Here is a 23147-nt window from a genome sequence, read left to right as displayed (position 1 = left end):
GTAAAAAGAAAGTGCAAGATCATCTTGTATGATCCTGCGCTGTCCTTTTGTTAAGGTGATTTTATGTAGACTGGCTCATTTGATTTGCCAAGATGCTCTTCTCCAGTCGAACTTCAAATAACTTTCGGTTCAGATCCTGTTCCATGGCATGAAGGTGATACGCTGCTTGTTTCACGGTATCCATCTCTAGCACACCTGCCTGCTTTGCGATGATGTCCATGGCGTCTAATATGAGTTTGTTACATGTGACCAGTTGGTTAACGTAGTCGTCTTCCTGTTCAATGTGTTGTGCGTACTGTGAACTCAGGTCTTCGCTGTTGGTACTTGTCATGTCACCACTCCTTTGTTAAGGAGAGGGTAACATCTCACTAGAAAAGATGTGGTACGTGAGAACGTACCATTGTATTCCTACTCACATCATTGTTTATTAAAAGTAATCATCTATTTGACTGAATTTATAGTAATTTTTAAGCTTTGCATGTGTAGCAGGTAGCATCAAGATTTTTGTGTAAATGAAAACTTTGACGTTGCCAGAAGCAAATGCGGCTTTATAAAGTATTATTATTTTAGATTTCCAACATAAAACAATCATTAATTCAATTTTTTATATACATATTTGAAACATTTCAATAAATTCCACTGTCTAATTATTGGAAAGAACATAAATTTTGATTGGAGGTTAGCTTTATGAATAAAAAATTAGTTTTTTCAACAGTCATACTCTCTTTAATGACAGGTGGAATGATTTACTCAGGTACACTTGATCAAAGGAATTCAGGGACAGTCGTTAATGGGGATGCTCAGACTTCAGGACCTATTAATATTCAAGAAACGAATGAAAAGAAAACCTTCAGAGGTCAACTAGAGGTATTTCCCTTCGAGGATGGGGTTAAACAAGCCGATTTAATTGTCAAAGTAGTATTACGTGAAAACCTTGGTGAACTTACCGAACCTGTCCCTAAAAGTATATTTAATGCTCAAATTCTAAGTACTCAAAAAAGTGACCCTACACTAGTATCAGAAACTATTAGTATCATGCAACAAGGTAATAATGAAGTCTTGTTTAATGATAATCCGTTATTCCAAGAAAATGAAGAATATATTCTATTCTTGAAAAAAGCTGTTGGTTCTGTGGCAAAAGAATATCCAAACCTTTATTGGATACTGGGTGAAGAGACTAATATGTATAAAAATATTAGAAATAACAATGTTGAAAAATTAGGTTATATTGACAAAGAACTTTATGATATTGAGAATAACCATACTTTAAATCTCAATGAAACGACTAACACCCAAGTGCTCAACGAAGAAGAATTCATTAAGAAAATAGAATCAGTAACTAAGTAGTTATTAACAATGAGAAAGAAATGGGGTATAGATTATGAGAAAATTCCTAGTAAAATTGTCAGTATCATCTCTTCTTTTATCAACTCTTGTTCCTATAAATGCATATGCACATAAGTCTCCTAATACTTGTCACCAGAATGGAGAATCTTCTGGATACTCTGTTGATTGTAACAATCATCAAGGTTCTTCAAATTTCACTTATAATCTCCAAAATGTTGACTCAACATACGCTGGATATGTCAGTAACGGAGCCTCAAGGTGGGATACTACTGGTGTAGTTAATATTACAAAAACTAATACTGAGTCTACTAACGGAAGAGTTATTAAATACGCTGATCCGAACACGAGTACCATTGCTTACTTTGGTAATTATTATTCTGACGTTAACGGAAATTTATATGCTTGGACTCTAGGAATGAACACATCAATTATGTCTTCTAGGACAGTTGCCAAAAATCCCTAAGCAGCCTTGGTTCAATATTCGACTGAACTATGGATGCTTAATTTTTCTTGTATTCGAGTCCGACAAAATAAATAATATCCACTTGGCTACAACTTAGATAGCATATTTGTTACATTATTATTGGCATTCCCTCCCCCATTTGACACCCACCCTCAAAAAGGTCTATCCTAATAACGAACCAACCATTCACTATTAAGGAGTCGTTCCCGATGGTGCAAGCCAAGAAAGACGAAGTCAGGAAAGAGATTGAATACGCAGCGCTCAAGGTCTTTTTTGAAAAAGGCTATGTGGGTGCCAAGATGAGCGATATCGCGGATGAGATCAGTATTTCCGTGGGCAATATCTATACTTATTTTAAGAATAAGAAAGAATTATTCTACGCCGTTGTGCCGCCGGATCTCGTGGATTATCTAAAAAATGTGCTGGTGGAGACGATCCACTTTGATAATCAGACCTTGTTCGAGGAAACGGATAGCGAGCGAAAGTCGGCACTGTTGCAGGAACAGGTGGATGTATTACGAAAATACCGGAATCAGATTGTCATTATCTTTGAAAAGAATAAAGGCACCATCTACACCAACGCCAAGAATGAGCTTGTTGAGCTGATGATCGAAACCAAGAAGGCCTATCTGAAGAATCAATATAAACGATATGAGATCGGCACCGAGGAGAACCTGATCTTGCTGAACATTCTCGCGCACAACGTGATTGATATGAACCTGGATCTATTGAAGCGAGAGATGAGTGAGGACAGCCGGAAGCAAATCTTTGAGGCGTTGTATGTATACAGACTGTACGGTATGAAGAGTCTCAACGAATAACGCTTCATCTAATCACTTATGCCAGGTAGACAAAGCGTGCAGATCAGATCAACTTCACTTGGTTTGCACGCAAAAAAACACTAATATTAAGTCACTCTATTTTTTTGACCCAAAAATGAATTTATAATTCATTTTTAAGTTGGATATTTACCATTTACCAAACTATTTAAGTTGAACCTACATTTACACGATAACGGAGAGGACAGAAATAACCAGAGGAAACGAAGCGTTCGCCTGAAAGCTTTCTGAAAGAAAGCTACATCGGAAGCATAAGCTATCACCGGATTTTCCCTATTAAGAGGGAATCAAAAAAATCTGGGGATAACAGCGATCCGAAGGTTGTTCTGTCATCGGAGTGGCAAGTGTACATACCCTCTTTCAACTTATATAATCCCATCCACATTCTAAGGAGGAACACAACATGAACACCGCTTACGCATTGAAAAACGTCAATCTGATCCACGGCGACTCAAGCCGCAATTTGCAAGAAAATATGACCATTCTCGTCAATGAACAAGGACTTATTCAGGATATCGGCCGAGATAACGATTTGCATATCCCAAGTCACTACACAACCATCGACCTCTCAGGAAAATACGTAATGCCAGGACTGATCAATGCACACGTACACCTCTTTGCAGATGGAAAACCGTTCAGTCTCTCGGTCAGTGAAGGCTTGTTGCAGTTTGGCTATGATCGAATATTGAACACGAAGTTTGGCAGAAACGTTTTGAAAAAACGAATGAAACGCAATGCACTGACCGCACTCCATGCGGGTGTAACAACGATGCGCAGTGTGGGGGAATTCTTTTACACGGATGTCCAGCTGCGGGATGAGATTAACAACGGTGACTTTGTCGGCCCCAATCTGCTCGTCTCCGGGTTTTTCCTAAGTGTCACGGGTGGGCACGGTGCTCCATTTCTGGCTCTGGTTGGTGACTCTCCGTGGGAAGCACGAAAAAATGTACGCATTAATGTGAAACACGGCGTGGATCTGATCAAAATCTGTGTGACGGGTGGTGTGACGGATGCGAAAATAGTCGGCGAGGCTGGCCGTTTACAGATGACGGTGGACGAAGTTGCGGCGATCTGCGATGAAGCGCATAAGATTGGTTTGCGGGTGGTAGCGCATGTGGAGAGCACGGAAGGCGTACGGGTTGCGTTACAAGGTGGCGTCGATACCATTGAGCACGGTTCGGAGATGGATGACGAAATCATTCGTTTGTACAAAAATAATCCCAATGCCTTGAATGGCTACACCGCACTCATCCCCACCCTGCAAGCCGCTTATCCCTCCGCTTCACTGGATACGAGCGTAACGAAGGTAAGTGCAACGGTAAAAGAGAATTCCAGACTCGTCTACGATTCAATGCTCAAGGGCGTAATACAAGCGATCGAAAACGACATCACCATCGGGATTGGCACCGATGCCGCTATGCCTTACGTGACTCACTATGATATGTGGAGAGAGATGGACCACTACATGAGACAGGCCAACCTGAACAACAAACAGGTCATCGACATAGTGACTCGAACCAATGCAAAGATCCTCGGTGTTGACGATGTTACAGGGACGGTGGATATCGGAAAACATGCCGATCTGATTATCATGGAGCAAAATCCACTGGAACATATCGAGGCCTTGTCAGACATCTCTATGGTCATGGTCAAAGGAAATCTAATTCAAACACCATCTGTCACAAGAATCAAAGAAGTCGACGATGTTCTAAACTCAGTTTGGTAAATTCAGGGGTGAAATCATGCTTGGTATATTGTTATCCTCTATGATTATTGGGTCAACGGTATTTTTACAACCTTTTGAAAAACACCCTACAAGATGGACTTTTTCAAAGTGTCTATCTTGTAGGGTACAATTTAGTTTTTAAAAGATGATCTGTATCTCAACTTATTAGATCATCATCAAATCAGTATTCGGTAAAGTTGTCTCATAATAGTAGTCCACTGATCTGGCAGAGCTATATTATGACTATTCCGAGTTTCCAGACCACTTCTGAACTTTCACTCGTCTTACAAATACACCTAGAACAAGTCCGGCAAGGGCTACAAACATCGTGAAGAATAATGCGTTCTGCATACCAGCGGTTAACGCCAGTGTTGCATTTCCCAGCTCCGTAGGATCAGCCACACCCTTAATAAAGTCTGCGGTTCCGGTTGTCATGATACTTACTGCCATTGCAATACCGATAGCTCCTGCGATTTGTTGAAGTGTGTTCAATATAGCCGCACCATCGGGGTACATATCAGAAGGTAGCTGATTCAGACCATTTGTCTGAGCAGGCATCCATACCATCAGAATTCCGACAATTAGACAGGTATGCATGACCATAATCAAAGCAATGGACGAAGCAACCGTAATATTAGAACAGAACCATAGAGTGACTGCAACTATGATAAGACCAGGGACTACCAAAAACTTAGGTCCGAATTTGTCAAATAGTGCCCCTACGACAGGAGAAAGTACAGCTGAAATTACACTGCCTGGTAGAAGAATAAGTCCAGTCGTCAGTGCGCTTAATTCAAGAACTCGAATCATAAACATGGGAAGAATGAACATGGACGATAGAAAAACCATCATACATATGAATACCAGCAAAGTACCTATAGCAAACATAGGGTTCTGTAGAGTTCTTAAGTTCATTAGAGGTTTTTTCATGTTCAGTTGACGAATGACAAATAGGATTAATGCGATAACCCCGGCAATCAGGGGTACAATAACAACAGGGTTACTCCAACCATGATCTCCCTCTCCTGCACTACTAATACCATAAACAAGTCCACCAAAACCAATTGTCGACAAGACTAGAGAGTATATATCAATACGTGGTTTGGTTATAGGTGCTACATTTTTCATAAACGCTACGCCTGCCAACAAAGCAAGCACCAGAGCCATCAACGATACCCAGAATATCCAATTCCAGCTTAGATAATCAATTAAAAGACCTGAGATGGCTGGGCCTAAAGCAGGTCCCGCTGTGAACACAAGACTGACTAGTCCCATCGCTTTTCCGCGTTTCTCGGCTGGGAATATAATAAGAGCCGTATTAAGCATCAATGGGAATAATAGCCCTGCTCCAGCTGCTTGAAGTATCCTCCCTAATAGCAAGATATCAAAACTTCCCGCCATAGCACCAATTGCAGATCCTACGATAGACATACTGACTGATGTCAGGAAAAGTTGACGTGTTGAAAACCATTGTATCAATAGTCCAGAAAGAGGAACTAGAATTCCCAGTGTAAGTAAGTAACCACTTGTTAACCATTGAACTTTAGCTTCCGTAATCGCGAACTGATTAATAATATCACTTATAGCAATATTAATTGCCGTTTCATTAAAAGTACCTATGATACCAGCAAGCATCAATGCAAACATAATAGGGAAAACCTTAACATTTGGAACTTTTTGATTTTCAGAAATAGTACCTGATTGCAAAACCTTCACTCCTCAGTGTCTTTCAAATTTTTGATTCATGTTAGAAATTAAGTAGAACAAAATACCTCTGTCTGCATATGTTAACCAGAACTGCAATAGCAGGAAAGGCATTGTGTTTTGCTCATATATAAACCTCCTTTTGGAAAGTTATCTGATTCTCGTTCAAAATCTGCAGGAGAACTTTCAACTTTTTGATCATAACATACGCCTGTCAAGGCCCCCCCTGAACCAAAGAGAAAGTCAACCCCCCTTTTTTTTTAGATTCACAAAAAAACGAAACGATGTGCTACTTTCTTACGATATTTATTTTTTTACAATTACCTATGTTCCCAGAGATTCAGCGATGTTTAAACTTAGTCTGTCGCGTCTGACCTGAAACCAAAAAGGTGTATTCAGATAATATGAGCAAGTTGCGAAGTCAGTTATTTTGGTTTGAAGTTTCTTCAAAAAAAATTGGCGACCTCTCCCCGATTGAATTCTAGGGAAAAAGTCGCCGCTTAGTGAAAATCTTTTTAATTGTCTCTACGTGATGGGGCTATGATCAGTGATGTACTTATTTATTAGCACTTTTACGATAATTTTGCTTCTCACTCATATTTGAATTTTTTGGGCCTTTCTTTCGAGACTCCTTAGCTAACTCATCTTGCAAATCAAAATCTATGCGATTAAAAGGATTCACTCTAAAAGGTCGTGATATTTCTACAATTTTTCTCAGAGCTTGCTGTAAATGCTCTTCATTGATATGATCATCACCTTTCTTAGAAGCAATAATTTTAGATATTTCAAAAGGGTCTTCCGCCTTATCTCCAAGATCTACATCAAAGTTCGATACTTCTCTTTCAGAGATGGATTCAGTAATACATTCGGTCTGAATCTTTTTACCTAATAACATTACCAAGTTGGCTATCCATCTCATTGGAAATTTGACCTAGCAATAACAACTCCAGCGAATTGTTGATCGAGATATCGATTCTTGTAGAAATGATGCTTTAATTCAGTCCATTCCCGTTACTAGTCATTATTCTCAAAGTTTTCCCATCTATTATGAAAATATTTTCACTAATTGTAACAACTCACAGTTATTTATTCCGATCTTTCTGCTGAAGCTTCAGATATTTGCTTCAATTAAATATGCTTTATCTTTAGGATTCAATAATTCAGGCATTATGCTTTGAGAAGGCGGAATATCTTCAACAGGTTCTCCATCCAAAAATAATTCAAGTGCTTCTTTCGCCATCAATAATGCTTCATCAATTGGTTCGCCACAGGTGATACATCCAGGCAGATCAGGAAATGTAACATTAATGCCATCCTCAGCAAAATTAAAAATTGCGTAGTATTGGTAAGTTCGAATCATATGGGACACTCTCCTGTTATCTATACTTTTAGCAAAAACAGCAAAAAGCCTTTCGGATTATATCTGAAAGGCTTTCACTCGTTTTAACTCTTAATTTCCCTCAAATATATTGTTATAAGATTAATCATTCAACCCTTTGCCCTCCAGGATCGGCTGCATATACTTCTCGATTCGTGACACTTTTGTTTTGGATTGCTTCGGTTGTGAAAAATAATAGAGATATGCCCGCTGACGTCCGGGTGTCAGTGCTTCAAATGCATCTCGGAAAGCAGGATTCTCATCGAATTGCTGCTGAAGTTCCTCAGGAACGCTATATTCGGTAGTCTTTTTCATTTCCACCTGCAATCCTGCCTGTTCCACTTCAATCGCTTGCTGGATATAGGCTCTGATCCTAGCCTCCTGCTCCACAATCTGCTCCAGACTGGTGAAGCGAAGCTGGCGTTCTGCCTGTACATTCTCCGTTTGCTGGACCAAAATGCCGTGTGTATCCTTCAGCAGAGCACCTTTGAAGAACAGAATAGCCACGTATTCTTTGAATCCATGAATTAAAACGATGTTTTTCCCATCCAGCATGTAACAAGGATGCATCCATTTCATATCCTCTGTCAGTTCAAAATCCCGAATAATCTCTCTCAGTTTTGTGGACTCTTCCTTCCACGTTTTGAGTTTCTTTAGATAGCCGTCAACTTTGCGATTCCCACTTGTATCCGTCATGGAGAAATACCTCTCTTTATCTCATGTTCTTATAGGATCAATTGTACTGGTTTTCAGTGGATTGTACAGCGTTGCTTACAGAGCTTTTATTGACTTTTCCACTTGAATTTAAACCTTCATAACAACAAAGACCCTCCTGTTAGATGGCCTATAATTTAATTCAATCTCATCTAATAAGTTTCAATCGACAGTTCACCATACCCATAGTAAAATAATGGAATGTCTATTGCCATAATTCCAACATACGAAAGGAAGATTTAAATGAGAGAGTACACAGTCGTTCCAGGTCCAAAAAATGTTCAAGTAAACCGAGGTGATACTCAGGCTGCTGTTAATTTATTTGCTGATATCATCAATCACAAAGCACAATCCGGATGGATCTATCAATCGATGGAGTCGCTAGCTGTCACCGAGAAGCCCGGTTGTCTCCAGCAACCTGTTACAACGCATCATTATATGCTGATTTTCTACAGAGAGATTTAATAATAGTACAACAATCATGAGAAACTCAGAATCTGAGGAACTGATATTTAATAACATGCCATCCGAAGAAGAACTTATTAGACTCTTACATACACATCATGAAGAAAACGATCCTCGAAGCAGTTTCTATATAAGAACTCATGTTATTCCAGAAATTGATTGGTTGAAGTCTTTGCTTAACGTTTCACTTGCATTATTCACAGGTCTAATCATCTCTATGATCTGTTTCTATCTCTTGAATCTATTCACCCCAGTATATGCTTTGCTAAGTGCCCAGATTGTTTTCATAGCAAGTATGTTATTCATAGTTCTACGACGTGTTAGAGTGATCCTGATATGGAGTATTAGAATTCATCAACGTTTTGCCCCCATTGAAGTGAGGAACAAATGTCGTTTTGAACCAAGCTGTTCTGTGTATATGATTCAAGCTATTGAGAAATACGGGGCGATTAAAGGTCTTTCCTTGGGCATTCATCGTCTTCGCAAATGTAATATCAACGGTGGAGGATATGATTATCCATAAAGCCAAAAGGTCCATAGACAATCTATGGGCCTTTTGCTTTGGTTAACATTTCTGGCTTAAGCTAATACCGAGCAGTGCCTGTGTCTCTTCTTCCAACATGGAGGAAGCTATCATCCTGAAGTCATCAACCCCAATTTCAAAGTGACCTTTACGAAATGGAAACCCCCAATTGCGATTCCCGCGTGTAAAACTGAGTTGGTCTAACAACGTTGCGATCTTTACTTCTCGACACGGAAGATAACGAAGATCTCGGCGAAAGGGTATAAAGGATTCCGACATCTGATATTGGTATATCCTGTCGTCGGTAATTTGACCAATAGCGGTAAAAGCCTGAAGTGGCTTGCCACTTGATATATCTGTGCGTGGAGAATAGTATATCATCCAGTCACCAGGGGACATCTGTCGCAACAGCGCTGACTTGCCATGGCACAACTGCGCAAACCCTCCCTCTACGGCTACATTCACATGAGAAGCAGATACAACACCAATCCAATATCTGCTGTCCTGATTTGGTTTCATGGATACATCTCATTCCCTTCTCTCGTTTACATTTCCAGATTCGATTTCAATCGGTCTAATTGCAAAAAATGATGTCTGTAGTGCATCTCTATCAACAAAAACCACTCCTGAGCGTTTAGAGCGCCAAGCCTTGGATGACGTATTTTGTTGTTTACCGATGCTTGGTATACAAGAGGTTCTGTACTCCTCATCCGGTTCACTACCTCGTGAAGCCCATCGATCAAGGAATCCATGCTCTCAGGTGGTTGCGGGGTGTACTGCGGGGAAGCGGGTACTCTAACGGGAACGGGAGGGAATTGTCCTAATTCAAACACTTGCCTACCCAGTTCTGTTTTTTCCTCATCCGAATTTAACGTCGAATCCTCGCTGCTCAAACACTGTTCAATATTATGTAGATGCATGAAGAGCGCTGATTGAATCAAATGTACATACATCTGTCCAATGGACCATTCCTCTTCACTCTGTTTTTTATATAAGCTAGACATATCCAAATTTTTCAGTTCTGCCAAATATCGTTCTACTGCCGTTTCAAATGATTTCAATACTTCCGTTGTACTTCTCATCCTTCAACCCACTCCTCTTGATCTGTGATATATCAAAGTATAAAAAAACACTACTGACAGGTGTATGTCAGTAGTGTTTTAAGATGTTTTTGGCTACTTCCTGCATTCGGAAGCGCAAAGACTCTGGCTCCAAGACCTCGATATCTCCACCCCATCCAAGTAAATAATGCAATATTTCTTCCGGGTAGCGGACACGAAAATGAAAAACAACATCTTCCTCTCGCTCCTCAAATGCATCCATATAAAAATGAAGGGCCTCCATAACTTTGTCAGCAATTTCAGGTTTTGCTCTGATTAATACTTGTTCGTTACGATCGTCAGGAGGTCGATAACTGTTTAGATCAAAATCCGGTGGCAAAAGGAATTGATCCTCCAGCACGGAAAGTTCAGTCATCCGTGACAAACGAAAATGACGAATGTCTTGTCGCATATCACAACGTGCAATTAACATCCAATTCTCCTGAACCAGTGAGAGGCCATAGGGTGAAACCTCTCGCATGTTATACCGATTTCCATCCGTTCCTGGCATTTTTTTCAGATACATAAAGCTGATTTTACGTTGATCCAGAATAGCATTACGTATCTGGTTAAGGTATGTTTTCACCCGCGCTCGGGTTAAAGGTTCAACCGTATGAAGCAGTCGCATCGTTTCCCGTACACGTATTGATTCATTACGAACGGATTCTGGTAAGATCGCTTCAATTTTGCGTTGAGCCGACTTAGCCTCCATCGCGTATTCTGTATCCAATCTCTGTTCGATAAAATCAGCTCCCATGAGCAGGGATACGGCTTCTTCTGCGGTGAAGCTTACCGGGGGCAGAAAATATCCTTCCATGAGGGAATACCCCTGACCCGGAGCTCCCATAATCGGAACACCAGCCTCACTTAATGCCTGAATATCTCGATATATGGTACGTACACTTGTCTCGAATTGAGCAGCTAAATCTTCTGCTCTTAACATCTTTCTTCGCTGCAATTCAAGCGTAATCGCAAGTTGCCGCTCCGTTTTGTTCATTCTCTAACCCCCACCGTTTCATCATCCAATCCGTTAAACTGCCTGAGCATGGCGGTGAAACGTTCCAGTTCCTTATCATCCCATCTGGATATACGGTTATAAAAAGCTGACTCCTTCTCCTTGAGCGCACCAACCGTCGATTGTTGACCAAGTTCCGTAAGAGATAGTAACACCCCGCGCCGATCCTTGGGGTCTTGCTCTTTGCTAACATATCCCGACTTTTCAAGTTGTTTGATTAATCGGCTGACCGAGCTGCGGTCCATTGCATTCGCTTCTGCCAAAGCCGCGGCACTTGTTGGGCCATAGGAGTAGAGCCACCGTACCAGTTGAAAAGCGGCAGGTTGCAGGTTCGCATCAAAACGCTCGGCAGATCGAACGTTAAGCGCATGCGATGCACTGATCAGTGCATGAATCTGCTCACCCAGCGCTAGCTCGAGGGTTGCTCTATCTTTGGTTTTGACTGGATTTTCACTCATTATTGTTAACTCCCTCTCCCTGAAACATGAAAGTAGACTTCCGGAAATATAGTTGACAAATATCAATTAATATTTATAGTTGATTTATGTCCATTATATAATTCCGAATCTATTCGTGTCAAAAGGAGATCTTCTTATGCAAACTAAACATCCCATTATTGTAATTACCGGAGCAACAAGCGGTTTAGGGCAGCTTGCAGCCATGGAACTCGCCAAACGCGGGGCACATCTTATACTTACAGCCCGAAGCAAGGAACGTGCCGAGGCTACCAGGTACAAAATCAAGGAGATCATGTCTTCTGCCAAAATCGAATTATTCTATGGAGACTTATCCTTACTGAGTGATGTAAAACGTATTGGGTTAGAGATTGCAGCCGCTTATCCGCGTATAGACGTACTTTTGAATAATGCCGGACTTCATGCTTTTGAACAGAGAGTCACGTCCGAAGGATATGCCGAGATGATTACCGTCAACTATTTGGCACCTTGGCTGTTAACGCACACCTTGCAATCTTCCCTGATTCAGTCGGGCCATGCCCGTGTCGTCAATGTTGCATCTGAAGCTTCGCGGAATCACGGCACTCTGGTGTTGCCAGATGACTTAACGGATATCACTCCTTTTACTGCACGTGGTTCCTCTCCAATCTATGGCAAAACCAAACTGCTCAATATTATGTTTACTGGTGAACTAGCCAGACAATGGCGTGGAACCGGAATTCGCGTAAATGCCTTGAATCCTGGCTTTAATGTTACGGGTCTTGGACGAGAGCTATGGTTTGCAAGTGTGTTTGAACGCATGTTAACCTTTTTGCATATCGGCGACCCGCGCCGGGGTGCGGATATCATTACTAGGTTGGCTGTGGATTCGAAGTATGGCGAGGTATCAGGAGGATATTTTAATGTGGGAACTGGAGCATCTATTGTTCCTATACATCCTGGCGGAGATGAGGGCATGCAAAACAGACTGTGGATCGTTACGAAACAACTGATGAAAGATCACGGCATACTGGATTAATTGAACAAGAACAGGGGTGTTCCATAAGCCATAAACACAGCTAGGAACACCCCCTCCTTTTTTCAGTAACTTAGATTGTCGCAAATACCTTGTCAAAACCTGCTTTCGACTTAGCCAATATTTCACTCAAACTTAGATTCGATGCCGGTGCCAGTACTTCCTGAGCCACCACACCATTGTAACCAATCGCCTGCAGGTTTCTCAGAAATCCACCCAGATCAATGACCCCTTCGCCGGTGTACAAACGCTCATAATCCAGCAATTCTTCAACGGGTAGATCATAAGCATCATTAATATGAACATGAACAACCTGTTCTTTCTTCAGCTTCAACAGATCTTCCATCGGTAAACCATTTGTATGCCAGTGATAGGAATCTACGAGTAAACCTGCGTTAGGCGCATGGATCGTCTCGATCCAGTCCAGCGTATCTTCCACACGCCAGATAAATGGATTTTTCCATTGCGTCCGCAAATGATGGCAACCCACAAACTCCAGACCCAACTTAATCCCGTAAGCATCCAAGATATCTGCACAGAGTCTCAAGCGTTTCGTAGCCGCCGCCATAAATTGCGCTGCCGGTTGATCCGTTGAGGGTAAAATATACGTGCAACAGCTGTAACAGTCCAGCGAAGCAGAAGCTTCTGCCATAGCGACCAACGATTGCAACCCCTCACGGAACTGTTCATCTGTCGTCCGCCACTCCACCGTCAGACCCGATGAACCGATGATCACCTTATTGCTTTCCAGCAGATGTTGTGCCTGTTCTTTGCCATACGTTTCAATCAATGAGAGCGGATTCAAATCTACAGATCCGAATCCGTGCTTGGCCGCATCTATGATATATTGTTCATCAGACTCGATATTGCCCAGTCCCGCATTCGTTAACCCTCTAATCATCCCAATCTCCTCCTGTGACTCGTCTGGAATTGCAACTTGTGTATCATTTTCTTTATCATTTTATAATAGCAGTACTCTCCGAAAAAGAAACCATCAAAAAAGAGCCGCAACAACGTTACCTTAACGTCATTACCGCTCTATCTTTTCTATCTCACGCTCTCTAATGTATACCGGTTACGTGGAATCTCAAGACCCAGATTCTCCCTTAGCGTCTCATGTTCATACTCCGTACGGAACAGCCCTCGTTCTTGCAGAACTGGAACAACTAACTCCACGAAATCTTCCAAGCCATTGGGTACCACGGTACGAACATTGAATCCGTCTGCCGCTTCGCCTTCAAACCATTCCTGAATCCGATCTGCGATCTGATCCGGTGTACCAATGAACGATGTACGCGGGGTAGATGCCAGCAATGCCACTTGGCGCAAGGTCAGCCCCTGTTCTCTTGCCTGCTGCTTGATCTTGTCTGTTGTACTGCGGAAGCTGTTGCTGCCAATCTCCCCAATCTCGGGGAAAGGTTCGTCCAGCGCGTGCTGGGAGAAGTCATAATGATCGAAGTAACGTCCCAGATAATTCAACGCCTGATCAATATTCACCAGTTCGGCAATTTCCTGATATTTCTGCTCAGCCTCTTCCGCTGTTCTACCCACAATCGGGCCGATGCCCGGGAAGATCAGGATATTCTCTGCCTTGCGTCCATAAGCCACCGCTCTTGCTTTCACATCGCGGTAGAACTCCCTTGCTTCCTCCAGCGTCTCATGTCCTGTGTAGACGGCATCCGCCGATCGGGTGGCCAGATCTTTACCAGATTCAGATGAGCCCGCCTGGAAAATGACCGGATGCCCCTGCTTCGAACGCCCTACATTAAGCGGACCCTGTACCGAGAAGTGCGTTCCTTTGTGATTCAGCGTATGTAACTTGGCAGGATCGAAAAATACGCCCTGCTCTTTGTCTCCGATAAAGGCATCGTCCTCCCAGGAATCCCATAAGCCTTTGACCACATTCAAATGTTCTTCCGCAATTTCGTAGCGTAGCGCATGGTTCGGATGTTCGCCTTTGCCAAAGTTCAGTGCCGAACCTTCCAGAGGTGAAGTAACCACATTCCATCCTGCTCTCCCACCGCTTAATTGATCCAACGAGGCAAATTGCCGCGCAACCGTGAAGGGTTCACTATAGGAAGTAGACAATGTAGCAACCAGCCCGATGTGGGAAGTTGCCCCGGCGAGTGCGGACAGAAGTGTCAATGGTTCGAAGCGATTGAGAAAATGAGGATTGGACTTCTCGTTGATGAAGAGACCATCTGCAATAAAAAGCAGATCGAACTTCCCTTTCTCCGCGATACGTGCCTGCTTCTGGTAGAATCCCAGACTAACACTCGCGTTAACGGGAATGTCGGGGTGACGCCAAAAGGAAATGCTGTTCCCTACGCCGTTCAGATTGGCTCCCAGTTTCAATCGTCGTTGTGACATATATATTCCTCCCCATTTCATTGTGAGTGTTCACTTCTTCATATTCGTACTACCTGAGTCTACTGCCATCCGCAATTCGGTTTTATCCGCCTTCTTCACATCACTAACTCTGACTGCCCAAGCCGCTCCAAGCAATACAATTCCTGTGAAGAGAAAAATAAACGGAATGCCGATCCATCCACCGAGAAAACCACCGATTAACGGTCCAAGCACAATACCGAACTGACTCGCCGTCTGACTCAGACTGACAGCCCTCCCACGAAAGTCGTGATCAGCATATTTGATGATCAGCGCATTAAGTGCCGGATAGACTGCGGCAAAGAACAAACCATAAACAAATCGCAGGCTGCCAAAATAAATCAGATTCGTTGCTGTCATTTGAAGCAGACTGCCAATTCCACCGCCAATCAGACCAATAAACAGTGTTTTCTCGTATCCGATCCTTCCACCAATCTTGCCCCAGCGCGGCCCCATAATGACGGTTGCCACACCAATCGCTGAGAAGACAATCCCTGCACTGAGTGTTGCACTGCCAACATCTCCGCCAATCTGGACCACATAGAGCGTCAGCACCGGTTCGATGATGAGCACGGAGGTCGAAACTAGCAGAATCAAACCGTAGATTCGCATCAAACCCGGCGTGGAAGCCGCTCTTTTCAAATCCCCTATGATCTTCGTTGGAACGATCGTCCGAGCTTGTCGTGACTCCTTAACACCGAGGACCATCAGTGCCGCGAGTAACGTAATCACGGCCGATGCAATGAAACATCCCCGCAGTCCGATCCAGTGACTTAGCACACCTCCAGCAAGAGGACCAAGAATCCCGCCCGCAGCGCTGGCCGTGGAGATCACGCCAAGTGCATAACCCACCTGTTTCTCCGGAGTATTGGTGCCAATCAGTGTAATCGAGGCGGGATGAAAACCAGCCATGAGTCCCTGAAAGACCCTCACCGCGATAAACGTATACGGATCGTACACAAAAAAGTTAGCGAGATGTGCAATGCCTAGCCCTACACCAGAACGGACCAGCATCAGTTTGCTGCCATATCGATCAGCCAGTGATCCCCAGAAGGGTGCGCATAATCCACTGATCAGAAAGCTGATGGAGATGGAAATACCGGACCAGGCTTCCAGACCGGTATGGATACCAAGATCATTTTGCAGGAATATAGGAAAGAACGGAACGGATAGCGAGTACGCCATATGATTAAAAAACAGGCCGAACCACAGAATATACAGATTTCTCTTCCATTGTGGCATCTTGGCATTCTCCATACTATATAATTCCTATATAAAAAGTAGGTTATTATCCATGTTAGAATACGACCACTGGAAAGTATAATAGAAAAGTTCAATAGACCCATTCAAGAATTAAATGAATGGGTCTATCTTATCGGCGATACATCGTATTGGTTATTGTCCTAACTGTGATTGATACTCGTATTCGAATACATGTTTCATAATAGCCAATTCCATATTTTTCAATTCAATGATTTTATCAAGCATGACATCATACTTTTTGTATACACCCTGCTCCATGATGAATTCATTCATATACATGACCAGATTACGGAGTTTCAAAGCTTCGCTTACCAGTTCTTCCAATCGGATTTTTAACGAAGGATCGGGGAGAAAGTCAAGTATGGCTTGAGCAAGCAGTTGTTTATGTTCGTAAAGCAGGTGAAAAGGATGTATAGCAAACGGCTGATTTTGCATCCCTTTCTTCTGCATCCCCAGCATCTTAATCATCTTATCGTATATTTCACTTCCAAGATAACGGTGATCCTTTCTCAGAATACTGCGAACTTGATTAGTCTCTCCTACGTATTCTTTCAAAATATTCATTAGATCCTCTTTGGAGAACTGGAGAACCGTTTCATAATAATATTCACTGGGTTCCTTATACTCATCTGTCTTTTCAATGGCCCATATTCCGTTTAGGTAATCCGTAGACCATTCAGCATCGAAATTCGAATCTTGAATAACAGTGATCTCATCATAGGGAAGCCATTTCTCACCGTAGAATCCATCCCAAAAATCATGGCACAGAAACTCTTTACGATCCGAATCGAATCCAGAGATGAATACCTCATGCTTACCACCGCCAGGAATATTTCTCAGGAAATAAATATAATTATTCTTTTGAATTAGTTCCACTAAAAAATCTTGCAGTTCCCACTGTTTTAAAATCATATCTCTATCGTACACCCTTGTAATCAACATAGGGCATGTCGACATTTTGAATTTATGCCAAGGATAATATTGTGAACAGACGTCCAATCCATAGCCCCCTTCATCATTGTGACTTAGGATGACCAATAGAAAATTATGATAAATCCAGCTACGTGAACGCTTGTCCAAATCTAGCATGGAAAAGAGACTCGCATGATGTGGGTAGGTAGTCATTAGAGGCTCGTTCATTTGCAATTTTTTAATCATGACTGATCTCCAATCCTGAGCAATTTATTAAGTTATGCTTCTCCAGTTCATGAATGGCTTCCAGCTTGCTTGTGAATTTTCTCCACTGATTATGTGTCATATTCTCCCGATATACCGCCTTCGCCAGCACGTTACGTAACTCCCTCCAATGATCCTGTATTGCCTGAGCAGCAGAAACAAGATCGGTATGATGTTCATATAACCGTTGCATACGATAGGTTTCGACCTTTTTGGCATTCACAATGTCTACAATGGATTGTAGAACAAGTTCAGCATAGGCCATATCAGGTGAATCTTCTTCTTCATTGAACTGATACGTCTTCTGTATGAAGGACAGAAGATGACTCATTTCCTGATTAATCTCCCCTGGTGTAACGCGTACATGATCAATAAACATGTCACGCAGTTCTCCCAACATTATATTGTTTCTTTCATGTGCGACAGTTTCACAAGCTGAAAATGCATAGAACGTGGGTACTTCTTCTTCCTCCATGAAAAGCCGTACGAATCCTTCATAAGCTTGTACAATATCATTCATAGGCATCTCCATCGGTTGATACGTGAGATTGTCCCGGTGATCATGTTCTATTACATGGAACACTTGCCGCTGGAGATCATACCCATAGATTAATAAGGAATGAGGCCAGTGGGTACGTAAATACATGTCTTTGCGCAAGGACTCGTAATAACAGTCCACTCGGATAATTACTGGGCGGTTCAAATTAACCGCCTCCATAATATCTTTTCGTACATCCTCGCTGTAGGTCTTCGTTTCATAAGTTAGCCCCATACGTTCAATTAGCTGGGCATCTGATAATACAGCTTGATACTCTAATCGGAGTATGCCCTGATGTTCATCGAATCTATAGTGCATTCGGTCGTTGATCATCACAGGCAGTACACCAATTGAATAGAGGTTTAATACGGGAAAAAGTGAATTATAGAAGCAGTTTTTGTAGAAAACATCATTAAACGGCTCTATTCCTGCGATGATAACTATTGGCCTATGGGAATGATGTAATATAAGGTGATCCGCTTCCGCTGTTGCCCCGACTTCTTCGGTAAATTGCTCCATTGCACCATCTGTCTCTCGCATATCCTGCTCTTCAAGAAGTATCTCTTTTTCAGAGTTATACTCATCCGCTTCATACCCCTTGTTTCGAAGCACTTCAGCCAGTGATTCAATGGTCTCATACCGCATCACTTCATCAGCAGTAAGCGGAATACTCTGCCTCTCCATATCCGCCTCAAGTTTGATGACATTCAGTGAATGCCCCCCAATTTCGAAGAAGCGGGCATGAACGTCAATCTCTTTCAATTGCAACAGATCCGACCACAGTTCAGCGAGCAACTGCTCTAATGCATTGCGTGGCAGTGTAGTATCTGTCCCTTCTCCCTGTAAGAGCAAAGGATCTGGAAGAGCTTTTCGATCCAATTTCCCATTGGCCGTATATGGCATATGATCCAACTTGGTGTATCTGGAGGGCAGCATATATTCAGGCAACTCTGCCAGCAAAAAAGATCGCAATTGCTCCTGATTGATACTTTGGCTCTCCGTTACTGTGTAATAGGCACATAACAGGGACTGCCCATCCTGATCTGACCGAACTGTGACCGCAGCAGCCGAGATAGCCGGGTACTGGAGCAATCTGTTCTCGATCTCCCCGAGTTCGATCCGATAACCACGTATTTTCACTTGAAAATCGGAACGACCCAGATACTCCAGATCTCCATTAGCATTGAGACGTGCGAGATCTCCCGTTTTATACATATAAGCGCCTTCATGAAAAGGGTCTTTTACAAACCTCTCGGCCGTAAGCTCAGGTCTGTTCCAATAACCTCTGGCTACTCCATCTCCTGCGATGCATAACTCTCCCGTTGCTCCGATTGGCATATGCCGATGCCGCTTATCCAGAATATAAATACGGGTATTGGCAATCGGATGACCAATCGAAATTGTCGAGGTAGGTGAAAGTTCCTTAATGCTCGACCATATTGTTGTTTCTGTGGGACCATACATATTGTAGATGCGGGCAGAGGTCATCCCCGCGACCTCCTTATACAAGGCATACGGTAGAGCTTCCCCTCCAATCATCAATATTTGAATTACGCTCCATACCGGTGAATCGACTGTAAGCCCAATCTGAAGCATTCGCAGTCGAGAAGGAGTTATTTGTATTAATTCAATGTTGTGAGTAACAATTAGATGCGCAATACGGCTTGGACTTAACTGATCCTCCTCGACCGCCATTATCAGTGTTAACCCGTTAGCGAGTGCCCCAAGCGTTTCCAGTACAAAGATATCAAAGGAGAATGTTGTGAGGGCGAGAATTCGTTTGCCAGCTTCAAAAGAAATGCTGCGGGATACACCTTCCACAAAGTTTCTTAGTGCCAGATGTTCAATCATGACCCCTTTTGGCCTGCCTGTAGATCCGGAAGTATATATCAAATAAGCCAACTGCTCCGACGAAATAACAGGCAGTGAGATATGTTGGTCATCCCAGTCTTCCATGCGAGAAATATCGATTATTTGGCCTGTATATATGAGTGAGCCGATTAGATCGGGCCTAGTTAGCAAAATCGCAGCCTGGCTATCCTCCAGCATGAACTGCAAACGATTATTTGCATATGCAGGGTCCATCGGCATGTAAGCAGCCCCCGCCTTAAGTACACCCAGCATAGCCAAGAGCATGTCTTCCGATCGCGTTAACAGAATTCCTACAACGGAACCTGACCTTACTCCCTGAGCTAACAGGTATTTCGCAAGTTGATCTGATTTGCAATCCAAGCTTCGATAGGTAAGAATATTATCTCCGCAGATCACTGCGGGAATATCCGGCTGTTGTGCAGACCAAGACTGGATCATCTGGATGATTGAACGAGCTTCAGGAAAACGTATCTCCGTATCATTCAGATGTTGAATAACCTGGTCTTCCTTGCGCGAGAGCATCTTTATATGATGTAATCCCTCATCTGGATGGGTTGTACAAATAGAGAGCACACGCATCACATGGTCTACAATCTGTTCAATAATTGCTGGAGAATATAATGCAGCATTGTAATTCATTCGTAACGCCAGCCCCACTTTAGACATTTGAAGTGAAAACACCATATCGGCTAGGGGGCCTGTTTCCTGTAAATTCTCCTGCATATTGTCCATTCGAACCACAGTGGCCACCCTTGGCGAGTCTGTCCCCTCATGACCAAGCAATTCAAGAATTTTCTCCAGCGAAAGATGGTTAAACTTTTTGGCTGTACCCACAAGGGTCCTGAGCTGAAGAACAAGCTCCTTAAAAGAACACTCTTCACCAAAATTGATGCGAATAGCACGTAGTTGACTTGAATTTGCTGCACCAGACGAAGCGGGAATACCTACAGTTATATCGTCATTGTCCAGGTAACGGTGTAACACATATGTGACACCTGCCAGAAGAAGAATAAATGCCCCTGCTTCGGTGTTCCCGGAGATACGAAAGATTTGTTCTGAAACAGGTTGAGGAAATGCAAATTGCATCTCCTCAAACACTTGCTCACCCCATGTCCCCCTCGTTTGTTCACTAGGAAACATGCTGAATTGAAGGTCCCCTGAGAGATGGTTTAGCCAATATTGCTTCTCCTCTTCGAACTTTCGGCTCGATAATAGCAAATTTTGCATGAATGCACCTGGCTCTGCTGACAATTAGCACGCCTCCCATTCTCTTTGGGATCAAGAATAATCAGATTAGGTTGAGACCTTTTTTCTTTGCCATCTTTTCTACCTTGCGCAGCATAACGATTGAGATGATTGTATACGAAATGGCAAAAAAGATGAGGATGCACCATTCCATCCAGATCGGTGCAAGGGGTACCCAATCTGTTTTGAAGCTGTAATAACGCACCATATCATACCCCCAGGTATAAGGCAGGAGATATGCGATCCAACGAACGACTGCCGGAAACTGGTCCACTGGGAAATAAGCACCTGCTACAAATTCAAACATGATAAACAAAATACCCACAATGGATGAGACCTGGCGGTACAGAATCCCCAGTAGTGCAATCATGACGCCAAGCGCCATTAATGCAACGATGACCACAAGACAGGTGACTAGAATCATCATGGATTCAGCAAAGTTGAGACCTGCGTACAGAACAAGCAGGATATACATCGGTATGAACACAATGACATTCATTAATGCACTGGCTACAACCGTCCCCACATAATACGCATAACGAGAGATTGGATTGCAGTACAGATACTCCAAAGTGCCGTTATGGAGATCATTCGTCACGGCACCGAGCGGAGCGTTTAACGCTACTCCGTAGAACAGCCATACAAGGATTGCACCCAGGTAAAAGATAAACAGGTTATCTCCTTGAAGTACATTCTCTCCCTCGTATACAACAAACGTGGACATCAGCAGGAAAAAGAGTACTCGTAGACCCAACTGTAGGAAGTTACCGAAGAAGTTGGGCAGATACCTTACAGCAATCTGCAATTCCTTCACGGTTGTTGCCCACACGACGGTGAAAAATCCGGTAGGTTTACCTATGGCTTGCAGCTTTAGCGTTTCCTGACCTGTCCCGGTTTTAGCGTATTCGATACTCACTGTTCTCTGCCTCCTGCCAATGTGTACTCTAAATTCTCATCAGACTTCACATAGAGCTGAACAAACAAATCTTCAAGTGTTAGTTGTCTATGCTGAATGGTCGTATGGATATTGCCTTCTTTTAATTCACTAATCACCGCGCCCATCCCGTCGTACAGGTTCGTGATTCCGAAGGAAACCGTGTCTTCCTCCTCACGAATAATAGTGGAAGTTACCTCCGGCAGAGCAGTGATTCGCTCCTGAATGGAAGGGGGCAAGTCTGCTCTGGGAATGTCGATGAATTCGACTGCGCCCAGATTGGATTTTAGTTCGGCAATTGTACCTGTTTTAAGGAGCGTTCCTTTGCGCATCAGGGACACACGGTCCGTCATGTCCTCTACCTCAGTCAGAATGTGAGAGGTCAGAATAATGGATTTCCCCTCATCTCGCACATAACTTTTAATGAACTCACGTACACGTCTGGAGATCACGGGGTCCAGGCCCTTGGTCGGTTCATCCAGATATATCACTTCAGGATCATGCAGCAGGGCTCGCATAATGACAACGGTTTGCTTTTGGCCTCCCGATAATTGCATAAATTGCTTGTTCAGATGTTCCGAGAAATCCAGATACGTACTTAATTTGTCAATCTGGTTAGAAATCTCTTGCTTGCTAAGTCCGGTAAGTCTTCCAAAGAATATCAAGTTCTCTCGAACAGTTAATCTCGCATAAGCTGAGCGTTCAGTATCTTGACCCACGTATCCGATTAGTCTCCTGATGATGTTCGCATCGGTATCCAAATCGTAGCCGCCGATATTGACAATTCCGGAGTCCTTGGTCAACAGAGTCGCCAGAACTTTAATAAATGTTGTTTTACCTGAACCGTTGGTGCCCAGAATTGTGTGGATCTCACCCTTGCGAAGCTCAAAGGACATGTTATCTAACGCTAGGTGTTTACCATAGGACTTCGTGACGTTCTCAGCGGATAGTACTCTCACTTGTTCTCCCCCTTTATGTATTGCCTGT

At 43.0% G+C, this 23147-nt stretch carries 23 protein-coding genes; 7 read left to right on the top strand and 16 right to left on the bottom strand.

What is annotated here, in order from left to right; all coding sequences use genetic code 11:
* Positions 1-61: 61 nt before the first annotated feature.
* Positions 62-331: a hypothetical protein gene (locus MKY28_RS03440; RefSeq protein WP_076252843.1), complete on the bottom strand. Its 270-nt coding sequence runs from the start codon at positions 329-331 to the stop codon at positions 62-64.
* A 356-nt stretch (positions 332-687) separates the two neighbouring features.
* Between MKY28_RS03440 and MKY28_RS03435 the strand changes: the two genes are divergently transcribed.
* The 4 genes from MKY28_RS03435 to MKY28_RS03420 all read left to right on the top strand — a co-directional run bounded on the left by MKY28_RS03435 (position 688) and on the right by MKY28_RS03420 (position 4375).
* The gene (locus tag MKY28_RS03435) at positions 688-1347 is read left to right on the top strand and encodes a hypothetical protein (protein WP_076252844.1); all 660 of its coding nucleotides are present in this window, start codon (positions 688-690) and stop codon (positions 1345-1347) included.
* Between the two features lie 34 nt (positions 1348-1381).
* Complete coding sequence (locus MKY28_RS03430) at positions 1382-1810, top strand: hypothetical protein (RefSeq protein ID WP_143781275.1); 429 nt, start codon at positions 1382-1384, stop codon at positions 1808-1810.
* A 209-nt stretch (positions 1811-2019) separates the two neighbouring features.
* Complete coding sequence (locus MKY28_RS03425) at positions 2020-2631, top strand: TetR/AcrR family transcriptional regulator (protein WP_340934905.1); 612 nt, start codon at positions 2020-2022, stop codon at positions 2629-2631.
* A 421-nt stretch (positions 2632-3052) separates the two neighbouring features.
* Positions 3053-4375, top strand: coding sequence for an amidohydrolase family protein (locus MKY28_RS03420; protein ID WP_076252846.1), 1323 nt, complete (start codon positions 3053-3055; stop codon positions 4373-4375).
* A gap of 243 nt (positions 4376-4618) precedes the next feature.
* On the opposite strand, the gene MKY28_RS03415 is transcribed toward MKY28_RS03420, so the two are convergent.
* The 4 genes from MKY28_RS03415 to MKY28_RS03400 all read right to left on the bottom strand — a co-directional run bounded on the left by MKY28_RS03415 (position 4619) and on the right by MKY28_RS03400 (position 8153).
* Complete coding sequence (locus MKY28_RS03415; protein WP_076252988.1) at positions 4619-6022, bottom strand: DHA2 family efflux MFS transporter permease subunit; 1404 nt, start codon at positions 6020-6022, stop codon at positions 4619-4621.
* A gap of 613 nt (positions 6023-6635) precedes the next feature.
* Positions 6636-6998, bottom strand: a complete 363-nt coding sequence (locus MKY28_RS03410; protein ID WP_340934904.1) for a hypothetical protein — start codon at positions 6996-6998, stop codon at positions 6636-6638.
* Positions 6999-7190: 192 nt separating this feature from the next.
* Entirely contained in the window at positions 7191-7439 is a 249-nt protein-coding gene (locus MKY28_RS03405) for a type II toxin-antitoxin system HicB family antitoxin (RefSeq protein ID WP_340934902.1), read from the bottom strand.
* A gap of 120 nt (positions 7440-7559) precedes the next feature.
* Entirely contained in the window at positions 7560-8153 is a 594-nt protein-coding gene (locus tag MKY28_RS03400; RefSeq protein WP_340934900.1) for a YdeI/OmpD-associated family protein, read from the bottom strand.
* A 261-nt stretch (positions 8154-8414) separates the two neighbouring features.
* Between MKY28_RS03400 and MKY28_RS03395 the strand changes: the two genes are divergently transcribed.
* Both MKY28_RS03395 and yidD read left to right on the top strand, forming a co-directional pair.
* Positions 8415-8636 (top strand): hypothetical protein, encoded by a 222-nt coding sequence (locus tag MKY28_RS03395; RefSeq protein WP_100529170.1) that lies wholly within the window; start codon positions 8415-8417, stop codon positions 8634-8636.
* A 16-nt stretch (positions 8637-8652) separates the two neighbouring features.
* Positions 8653-9159: a membrane protein insertion efficiency factor YidD gene (gene yidD / locus MKY28_RS03390; RefSeq protein ID WP_340934898.1), complete on the top strand. Its 507-nt coding sequence runs from the start codon at positions 8653-8655 to the stop codon at positions 9157-9159.
* 42 nt (positions 9160-9201) lie between these two features.
* Here the strand turns inward: yidD and MKY28_RS03385 are convergent, their stop codons facing one another.
* The 4 genes from MKY28_RS03385 to MKY28_RS03370 form a co-directional block, all read right to left on the bottom strand.
* Positions 9202-9678, bottom strand: a complete 477-nt coding sequence (locus tag MKY28_RS03385) for an EVE domain-containing protein (RefSeq protein WP_340934896.1) — start codon at positions 9676-9678, stop codon at positions 9202-9204.
* A 26-nt stretch (positions 9679-9704) separates the two neighbouring features.
* Positions 9705-10241 carry a DinB family protein gene (locus MKY28_RS03380; protein WP_340934894.1) on the bottom strand — a complete coding sequence of 179 codons (537 nt, stop codon included), beginning with the start codon at positions 10239-10241 and terminating at the stop codon, positions 9705-9707.
* Positions 10242-10308: 67 nt separating this feature from the next.
* Positions 10309-11256: a helix-turn-helix transcriptional regulator gene (locus tag MKY28_RS03375; protein ID WP_340934893.1), complete on the bottom strand. Its 948-nt coding sequence runs from the start codon at positions 11254-11256 to the stop codon at positions 10309-10311.
* Complete coding sequence (locus tag MKY28_RS03370; RefSeq protein WP_340934891.1) at positions 11253-11732, bottom strand: MarR family winged helix-turn-helix transcriptional regulator; 480 nt, start codon at positions 11730-11732, stop codon at positions 11253-11255. Before MKY28_RS03370 ends, MKY28_RS03375 begins: the two co-directional genes overlap by 4 nt.
* 136 nt (positions 11733-11868) lie before the next feature.
* On the opposite strand from MKY28_RS03370, the gene MKY28_RS03365 reads away from it, so the two are divergent.
* The gene (locus MKY28_RS03365; RefSeq protein WP_340934889.1) at positions 11869-12747 is read left to right on the top strand and encodes an SDR family NAD(P)-dependent oxidoreductase; all 879 of its coding nucleotides are present in this window, start codon (positions 11869-11871) and stop codon (positions 12745-12747) included.
* A gap of 70 nt (positions 12748-12817) precedes the next feature.
* Here MKY28_RS03365 and MKY28_RS03360 read toward each other — a convergent pair whose 3' ends face one another.
* The 7 genes from MKY28_RS03360 to MKY28_RS03330 all read right to left on the bottom strand — a co-directional run bounded on the left by MKY28_RS03360 (position 12818) and on the right by MKY28_RS03330 (position 23119).
* The gene (locus tag MKY28_RS03360) at positions 12818-13645 is read right to left on the bottom strand and encodes a sugar phosphate isomerase/epimerase family protein (RefSeq protein WP_340934886.1); all 828 of its coding nucleotides are present in this window, start codon (positions 13643-13645) and stop codon (positions 12818-12820) included.
* A gap of 146 nt (positions 13646-13791) precedes the next feature.
* Positions 13792-15114 (bottom strand): LLM class flavin-dependent oxidoreductase, encoded by a 1323-nt coding sequence (locus MKY28_RS03355; protein WP_340934884.1) that lies wholly within the window; start codon positions 15112-15114, stop codon positions 13792-13794.
* Positions 15115-15144: 30 nt separating this feature from the next.
* Positions 15145-16374 carry an MFS transporter gene (locus MKY28_RS03350; protein WP_340934882.1) on the bottom strand — a complete coding sequence of 410 codons (1230 nt, stop codon included), beginning with the start codon at positions 16372-16374 and terminating at the stop codon, positions 15145-15147.
* 153 nt (positions 16375-16527) lie between these two features.
* Positions 16528-17271 carry a hypothetical protein gene (locus MKY28_RS03345; protein WP_340934880.1) on the bottom strand — a complete coding sequence of 248 codons (744 nt, stop codon included), beginning with the start codon at positions 17269-17271 and terminating at the stop codon, positions 16528-16530.
* A 274-nt stretch (positions 17272-17545) separates the two neighbouring features.
* On the bottom strand, positions 17546-21232 hold the full coding sequence (locus MKY28_RS03340) for an amino acid adenylation domain-containing protein (RefSeq protein ID WP_340934879.1): 3687 nt from the start codon (positions 21230-21232) through the stop codon (positions 17546-17548).
* 37 nt (positions 21233-21269) lie between these two features.
* Positions 21270-22142 (bottom strand): ABC transporter permease, encoded by an 873-nt coding sequence (locus MKY28_RS03335; RefSeq protein WP_047843969.1) that lies wholly within the window; start codon positions 22140-22142, stop codon positions 21270-21272.
* A complete protein-coding gene (locus MKY28_RS03330; RefSeq protein ID WP_017686951.1) occupies positions 22139-23119 on the bottom strand; it encodes an ABC transporter ATP-binding protein in 981 nt (326 codons plus the stop codon). The genes MKY28_RS03335 and MKY28_RS03330 overlap by 4 nt, the downstream gene beginning before the upstream one ends.
* Positions 23120-23147 lie beyond the last annotated feature (28 nt).

Origin of the sequence: Paenibacillus sp. FSL R5-0473 (genome assembly GCF_038004565.1) — a bacterium.
Classification (GTDB): Bacteria; Bacillota; Bacilli; order Paenibacillales; family Paenibacillaceae; genus Paenibacillus; species Paenibacillus amylolyticus.
This window is presented reverse-complemented; position numbering and strand designations above follow the sequence as displayed.

Bases quoted from the DNA above. Each gene is read 5' to 3' on its own strand.
- MKY28_RS03370 (WP_340934891.1), bottom strand. From the start codon at position 11,732: ATGAGTGAAAATCCAGTCAAAACCAAAGATAGAGCAACCCTCGAGCTA.
- MKY28_RS03380 (WP_340934894.1), bottom strand. From the start codon at position 10,241: ATGAGAAGTACAACGGAAGTATTGAAATCATTTGAAACGGCAGTAGAA.
- yidD (WP_340934898.1), top strand. From the start codon at position 8,653: ATGAGAAACTCAGAATCTGAGGAACTGATATTTAATAACATGCCATCC.
- MKY28_RS03375 (WP_340934893.1), bottom strand. From the start codon at position 11,256: ATGAACAAAACGGAGCGGCAACTTGCGATTACGCTTGAATTGCAGCGA.
- MKY28_RS03355 (WP_340934884.1), bottom strand. From the start codon at position 15,114: ATGTCACAACGACGATTGAAACTGGGAGCCAATCTGAACGGCGTAGGG.
- MKY28_RS03350 (WP_340934882.1), bottom strand. From the start codon at position 16,374: ATGCCACAATGGAAGAGAAATCTGTATATTCTGTGGTTCGGCCTGTTT.
- MKY28_RS03360 (WP_340934886.1), bottom strand. From the start codon at position 13,645: ATGATTAGAGGGTTAACGAATGCGGGACTGGGCAATATCGAGTCTGAT.
- MKY28_RS03415 (WP_076252988.1), bottom strand. From the start codon at position 6,022: ATGTTTGCATTGATGCTTGCTGGTATCATAGGTACTTTTAATGAAACG.
- MKY28_RS03395 (WP_100529170.1), top strand. From the start codon at position 8,415: ATGAGAGAGTACACAGTCGTTCCAGGTCCAAAAAATGTTCAAGTAAAC.
- MKY28_RS03400 (WP_340934900.1), bottom strand. From the start codon at position 8,153: ATGACGGATACAAGTGGGAATCGCAAAGTTGACGGCTATCTAAAGAAA.
- MKY28_RS03425 (WP_340934905.1), top strand. From the start codon at position 2,020: ATGGTGCAAGCCAAGAAAGACGAAGTCAGGAAAGAGATTGAATACGCA.
- MKY28_RS03420 (WP_076252846.1), top strand. From the start codon at position 3,053: ATGAACACCGCTTACGCATTGAAAAACGTCAATCTGATCCACGGCGAC.
- MKY28_RS03435 (WP_076252844.1), top strand. From the start codon at position 688: ATGAATAAAAAATTAGTTTTTTCAACAGTCATACTCTCTTTAATGACA.
- MKY28_RS03385 (WP_340934896.1), bottom strand. From the start codon at position 9,678: ATGAAACCAAATCAGGACAGCAGATATTGGATTGGTGTTGTATCTGCT.
- MKY28_RS03405 (WP_340934902.1), bottom strand. From the start codon at position 7,439: ATGATTCGAACTTACCAATACTACGCAATTTTTAATTTTGCTGAGGAT.
- MKY28_RS03430 (WP_143781275.1), top strand. From the start codon at position 1,382: ATGAGAAAATTCCTAGTAAAATTGTCAGTATCATCTCTTCTTTTATCA.
- MKY28_RS03410 (WP_340934904.1), bottom strand. From the start codon at position 6,998: ATGAGATGGATAGCCAACTTGGTAATGTTATTAGGTAAAAAGATTCAG.
- MKY28_RS03365 (WP_340934889.1), top strand. From the start codon at position 11,869: ATGCAAACTAAACATCCCATTATTGTAATTACCGGAGCAACAAGCGGT.
- MKY28_RS03440 (WP_076252843.1), bottom strand. From the start codon at position 331: ATGACAAGTACCAACAGCGAAGACCTGAGTTCACAGTACGCACAACAC.